Annotated in this window: 3 protein-coding genes and 2 pseudogenes; 4 read left to right on the top strand and 1 reads right to left on the bottom strand. The window is 43.0% G+C overall.

Annotated elements, in window-relative coordinates:
* The first annotated feature begins 87 nt into the window (after positions 1 to 87).
* Complete coding sequence (locus MiAbW_RS18725) at positions 88 to 1,527, top strand: TIGR04222 domain-containing membrane protein (RefSeq protein WP_238707351.1); 1,440 nt, start codon at positions 88 to 90, stop codon at positions 1,525 to 1,527.
* Here MiAbW_RS18725 and MiAbW_RS19680 read toward each other — a convergent pair.
* Positions 1,511 to 1,663: a hypothetical protein gene (locus MiAbW_RS19680; RefSeq protein ID WP_172967401.1), complete on the bottom strand. Its 153-nt coding sequence runs from the start codon at positions 1,661 to 1,663 to the stop codon at positions 1,511 to 1,513. The genes MiAbW_RS18725 and MiAbW_RS19680 overlap by 17 nt on opposite strands.
* Before the next feature lie 521 nt (positions 1,664 to 2,184).
* Here MiAbW_RS19680 and MiAbW_RS18720 point away from each other — a divergent pair.
* From MiAbW_RS18720 to MiAbW_RS18710, 3 genes and pseudogenes are all read left to right on the top strand, one after another.
* Positions 2,185 to 3,996 (top strand): proline--tRNA ligase, encoded by a 1,812-nt coding sequence (locus tag MiAbW_RS18720; protein WP_151697307.1) that lies wholly within the window; start codon positions 2,185 to 2,187, stop codon positions 3,994 to 3,996.
* Positions 3,997 to 4,241: 245 nt separating this feature from the next.
* Positions 4,242 to 5,446 (top strand): annotated as a pseudogene (locus MiAbW_RS20765) (ISAzo13 family transposase).
* Between the two features lie 261 nt (positions 5,447 to 5,707).
* Positions 5,708 to 5,918 (top strand): annotated as a pseudogene (locus MiAbW_RS18710) (photosystem II q(b) protein); the annotation flags it as partial.

Below are 5,918 nucleotides of genomic sequence, written 5' to 3'. Positions count from 1 at the left end.
AAAATTTCTGGAGCCCAGTGGAATGAAGAAAATATCCCTCAAGTGCTTAAACACCGCTGTGCTTACCTAAATAACAGTCTTTAGCTATTGAATAGTATTTATGTTCTGACAAAACTGACTTGCTCCCGTCAATTATCTTTCAGCCAACGATTAGCAAAAGATAACGGCTGGTCCTCAGGCTATACTCAGAGAGTGATCGAGGAATACAAAAAGTTTGTATTTCTAGCCGTTGCAGCAGGACATCCAGTCACGCCATCCGACCAAATCGATCAAGTTTGGCATTTACATCTGACCTATACGCGATTGTACTGGCAAGAGTTCTGTCCCAAAATTTTGCAAACCACATTACATCACGAGCCGACTCGTGGGGGTTCATCCGAGCAATTAAAATTTGGCAGTTGGTATAGCAAGACGCTAGAAAGTTACGAACAGTTTTTTGGACATATTCCCCCAATAGATATTTGGCCTAAACCCAAAGACCGATTCGGGCGAGATTTGCATTTTATCCGGATCAATACTCAACAAAGCTGGGTTTTGTCAAAACCTAATTTCACAGTCTCCGTCAAACCACAACTGCGAAAAATAGGCATCTTTCCCTTTTTAGTCTTCCTCTCACTGATGATAACTGGCTGTCAGATAATCTCCCAAATTCCTAACCCAATGAATTTTACAGGTCCGGAATTTTTAACCTTCTATATTTCCCTAGTAGTGATGGGAATCGCTTTGGCAGCCTGGCTACGTTTTTCCCTGTGCCTAGTTAGCACTAATACAAAGCAGCAACCTGATTTAAATACTTACGAGATAGCTTTCTTGGCGGGGGGCAATCATCGCCTGATTATGGCCGCAATCACCAGTTTGGTAAAACAAGGCTATGTGGAGGTATTAAAAGAAGGCAAACTGGTGGTGACAGGAAAGATCGATCCTATTACCGATCCTGTAGAAAAGGCGGTCGCCCAAAATATTTTGGCCACTGATGGGGCAATTGAACAGGTTTTCCAGAAGTCTACAGGAATGAAAGATAGCATTCGTTCCCGCCTAGAACAACTTGGTTTGTTTCCGAGCGATGCCCAAGCTTTCAAAGCGCAAATTTATCCATCATTGATTGTGGTTATTCTTCTAGGAATAGGCTTGTACAAAATGGCTGTGGGAATTTCTCGCGATAAGCCCGTTGGTTTACTTCTCATCTGTATATTTGGGCTTCTAGTTTTGGGAGCAAGGTTTTTTGTCAAACCACAGCGCAGCCGTTATGGAGAGATCATTTTTAATGATTTAACAAATCGCTTACAACATTTAAAAACAGCCAATAGCAGCGATTCTGAACTTGTACTTGCGGTCGCGTTTTTTGGAGCAACAGTTCTGATGGCGGATATGGCTTTAGCAGACTTGTATCAAATGCTGACTCCCATAGCCGCTGCTAGTAGCGGCAGTGGTGGCGGCAGTGATGGCGGCAGTGGCGGCAGTGATGGCGACAGTGATGGCGGCGACAGTGTCGGTTGTGGTGGTTGTTTTCCTATTTGCGGTGTTTGATTGAGTTCAAGGCTATTAACAGCCGCTCGATCGTTCCGTTGAACATTCCCGCCACCGTAGCCCTGTTAATTTTTGCCTTAATCTCCTCTCTGGTTTGATTGCTTAAGTAGGGTTGGCTTAATAAGCTAAAACGCATCTTAGATGCGTTTTAGCTTACAAGTAGTCGTGCAAAATTAATTTCCCTGCAGCCAGAAGTGTAACCTAAATTATCCATCGGCCAAGCGTTAAAACATCTAGGCTTTTCCTTGATCCCAGTAATGTAAACTTTAATTAAGAGAAAGACTTCTAGCTCCGATCCGATGTTATATTAATAATTGAGGCTAAAGAGAAAAGCCTCCCTGACAGATCAACTGGCAAGGTTATAAAGGTCAAGTTCACAAAGGAGTAAACCCTGTTAAAGTTACATTCTGTCTCGATAACGACGGTAACAGCGATCGACCTGAACGCTCATATTTCCTAGAGTAGAGAACAAGGGAGTTAGGCAATTGCAACTAAGGTTCAATGCTTCTCCAACCAGTCTCAAGTTATGAGGGGAAATACCTGAGAATCGGTAAACTGATCGCTGTTATTGTTTGTCAACACAAGTAATTGATAATTGCAGTCGCTCTCCTTTAATGAGATAATAGAAAGTCTTCTGTTCAAAAGGATATCGGTAGGATGCGACTCTCTCAACAGCTTTTTGTCACCCTCCGGGAAGACCCGGCCGAGGCGGAAATCCCTAGTCATAAATGCTTAGTCCGTGCCGGTTACATTCGTCGCATTGGCAGCGGCATTTACGCCTATTTACCCCTGATGTGGCGGGTTTTACAGAAAGTCTCCCAGATAGTCCGGGAAGAAATGAATAAAGCCGGCGCCCAAGAATGTTTACTTCCCCAACTGCAACCGGCGGAACTCTGGCAAGAATCAGGCCGTTGGGACACCTACACAAAAGCAGAAGGGATTATGTTTGCCCTGACGGACCGGCAAAACCGGGAGTTAGGATTAGGACCGACTCACGAAGAAGTAATTACTGCCGTCGCGCGTGATTTAATTCGTTCCTATCGACAATTACCGGTTAATTTATATCAGATTCAAACTAAATTTCGCGATGAAATTCGCCCTCGTTTTGGTTTAATGCGAGGACGGGAATTTATTATGAAAGATGCCTATTCTTTCAATCTCGACGAGGAATGTTTAAAGAAAACCTATCAAGCGATGGATATAGCTTACCGCAATATTTTCCGCCGTTGTGGGTTAGCTTTTCGGGCAGTAGAAGCCGATTCTGGAGCGATTGGCGGTTCCGCATCCCAAGAATTTATGGTCTTAGCTGATGCTGGAGAAGATGAGGTTTTATTTACTGCCGATGAAAAGTATGCGGCTAATGTGGAAAAAGCAGTTTCTTTACCAGCAGATAAAGTGGCTTCTCCCTTTAAAAAGTTGGCTAAAAAAGAGACTCCTAACACCAACACGATCGAAAGTTTAGCTAAATTTCTCGATTGTTCTGCCACTGCCATTGTCAAAAATGTTCTCTACGAAGTGGTTTATGATAGCGGCATAACTGTTTTAGTTTTGGTGAGCATTCGCGGTGATCAAGAGGTCAACGAAGTTAAACTACAAAATGAATTAGTTAGACAGGCGAGCCGTTACAATGCTAAAACAATTTTGGCTTTAAAAATACCCGATGCTGCCGCTCAACAGAAATGGGCAACTAAACCTTTACCTTTGGGTTATATTGCTCCCGACTTAGAAGATAATTTACTCAAAAAAGCCAGCGATATAGCTCCTAAGTTTTTACGCATAGCAGACAACACGGTGACAGACTTAGAAAACTTTATCACCGGTGCTAATGAAACTGGATTTCATGTAGTGGGAGCCAATTGGGGTCAAGATTTTATCTTACCAGAATTAATCGTCGATCTACGCAAAGCCCGGGTAGGCGATCGAGCTATTCACGATCCTAATCAAACCTTGCAAAGTGCCAGAGGAATTGAAGTAGGTCATATCTTCCAATTGGGCGATAAATATTCTCAAGCTATGAATGCTTTTTATACTAATGAAGCGGGAGAATCTACCCCCATTTGTATGGGTTGTTATGGCATAGGAGTATCCCGTTTAGCCCAGGCAGCCGTAGAACAATCCTACGATAAAGATGGTATTATTTGGCCCGTAGCTATTGCCCCTTATCAAGCGATTGTGGTTATTCCTAATTTAGCCGATGCCGAGCAGGTAGAAACCGCCGAAAGTTTGTACAATGAGTTACATCAAGCGGGCATTGAAACCCTTTTAGATGACCGAGATGAACGTGCGGGAGTTAAGTTCAAAGACGCGGATTTAATTGGGATTCCCTATCGCATTGTTACGGGTAAATCTCTCAAATCGGGTAAGGTGGAATTAGTCGAAAGAGCTAGTAAAAAAGCATCAGAAGTAGCAATTAATGAGGTAGTTTCCTATTTAAAAACTGCTATTTCAAAGGGAAAAGCTTCTGATTGAGTGATTAAATATACAGATAATTTGGCTTGTTTATGGTGTGGCGATCAAAAATTACTGGTTTAAAGCATCAAAAACTCTTCCCTGGTTTTTAGCATAAGTTGCTGTTTGCTTTGTTTTCTCTTCTATCAGCTAATTTCAAAAGGCTGACTCTGTAATTCCGGTCTGGATCGTGGATTAAATAAAATGCAAAACTAGCGAGTTAAGCTGATAGGATTGAGGAGACAAAGAACAATACAGTGGGTAAGATGAGTCCCTATCCTCCTGAAATCGAAACTCAAATGCAACGATTCTATCAGTCGTTATCGGAGAAAGATAGTCGCCGCTATGCGGCGATTGAAGCCTTGAAATTAGGGTATGGGGGCATTAGCTATCTCAGCCGACTTTTTGGATGCAACTACCGGACAATTATCTTTGGAATGGAAGAGTTGACCGATGAGGAGTCCATGAGTCTCGATTCCATCCGTCGCAGTGGAGGAGGTCGCAAATCAGCGTTTGAGACGATTGAAGGTCTTGACGAGGAATTTTTGAAGGTAATTGCTCAACATACGGCAGGCTCACCCATGGATGAAGGGGTGAAATGGACTTATTTAACTCGCCATCAAATCGCCGAATTGATGCAACAAAATGGAATTGAGGTGAGTGTAACGGTAGTAGATCAATTATTAGAAAAGCACAACTTTCACAAACGCAAAGCAGTCAAAACTAAAGCCCCGGGCGAAAGTGCTCATCGTAATGAGCAGTTTGAAAACATTGAACGTCTAGTGGAAGAGTATCAGGCGGCAGGCTATCCAGTGATTAGCATGGACACAAAAAAAAAGAGTTAATAGGTCAACTATATAGAGAAGGACAATTATATAATCAAAGCCCGATAGAGGTATTTGATCATGATTGGCCATCATTGGCAACAGGGATAGCTATTCCCCATGGATTATGGGATGTTACTCATAATATAGGCTACGTTCAAATCGGCACTAGCCATGATACAGGAGAATTTGCCTGTGATTCTGTGCGCTACTGGTGGAACACTTACGGGCAGCAGTTATATCCTGATGCGCCAAAAATATTATTGTTGTGTGACGGAGGTGGAAGTAATAGTGCTCGTCACTATATTTTCAAACAGGATCTCCAAGCTTTGGTCAATGAATTAGGAATTGAGATTAGAATGGCTCACTATCCACCTTATACCTCCAAATACAATCCTATTGAACACCGTTTGTTTCCCCATCTTACCCGTGTCTGCAAGGGAGTTATCTTTGAGAGTGTAGAAGTTGTCAAAGAACTAATGGCGAAAGCCACTACAAAAACTGGCTTAAAGGTATTCACCACCATTCTTGATCAAGTCTACTTGACTGGACGAAAGGTGGCAGATGACTTTAAAGAGACGATGCAAATTGTTTTTGATGAGTTGCTTCCTCAATGGAATTACACGGCAAAGCCACAGTTGTTCTAGATTTGCAACTTATTAAATCCTCATTCCTCTGCTCAAAAGCTTGGCGATGATCTAGGCCTCCCTCATGCCGCAATAAAAGGCTTGTTAAAATCAAGAACCAGCAGCTCTCAATGACGACACCCGACCCATTTCATAACCTCAGCTTATCAATAGCATAAGTAACAATATCCTCAACCCCCTTTACAAACCGATACAAACTCCTTAAGATAGAGACATCATCAATCAATCGTACCTCGATAACTTAATAGGAATCATAAACCAATGACCACCACTCTACAACAGCGCGAGAGCGCTTCCCTGTGGGAGCAGTTCTGCCAGTGGATCACCAGCACCAACAACCGTCTTTATGTCGGCTGGTTCGGTGTCATCATGATCCCCACCCTGCTCACCGCCACCACCTGCTTCATCATCGCCTTTATCGCCGCTCCTCCCGTAGACATCGACGGTATTCGCGAGCCTGTAGCCGGTTCCC

Origin of the sequence: Microcystis aeruginosa NIES-4325, from assembly GCF_008974145.1 — a bacterium.
In the GTDB taxonomy this organism is placed as follows: domain Bacteria; phylum Cyanobacteriota; class Cyanobacteriia; order Cyanobacteriales; family Microcystaceae; genus Microcystis; species Microcystis aeruginosa_G.
Note: the sequence above shows the minus strand (reverse complement) of the source record. Positions and strands in the feature narration are given on the sequence as shown.

What these genes read in the sequence shown, in the direction of transcription:
- MiAbW_RS19680 (WP_172967401.1), bottom strand. Translation starts at nt 1,663, where the DNA reads ATGCGTTTTAGCTTATTAAGCCAACCCTACTTAAGCAATCAAACCAGA.
- MiAbW_RS18720 (WP_151697307.1), top strand. Translation starts at nt 2,185, where the DNA reads ATGCGACTCTCTCAACAGCTTTTTGTCACCCTCCGGGAAGACCCGGCC.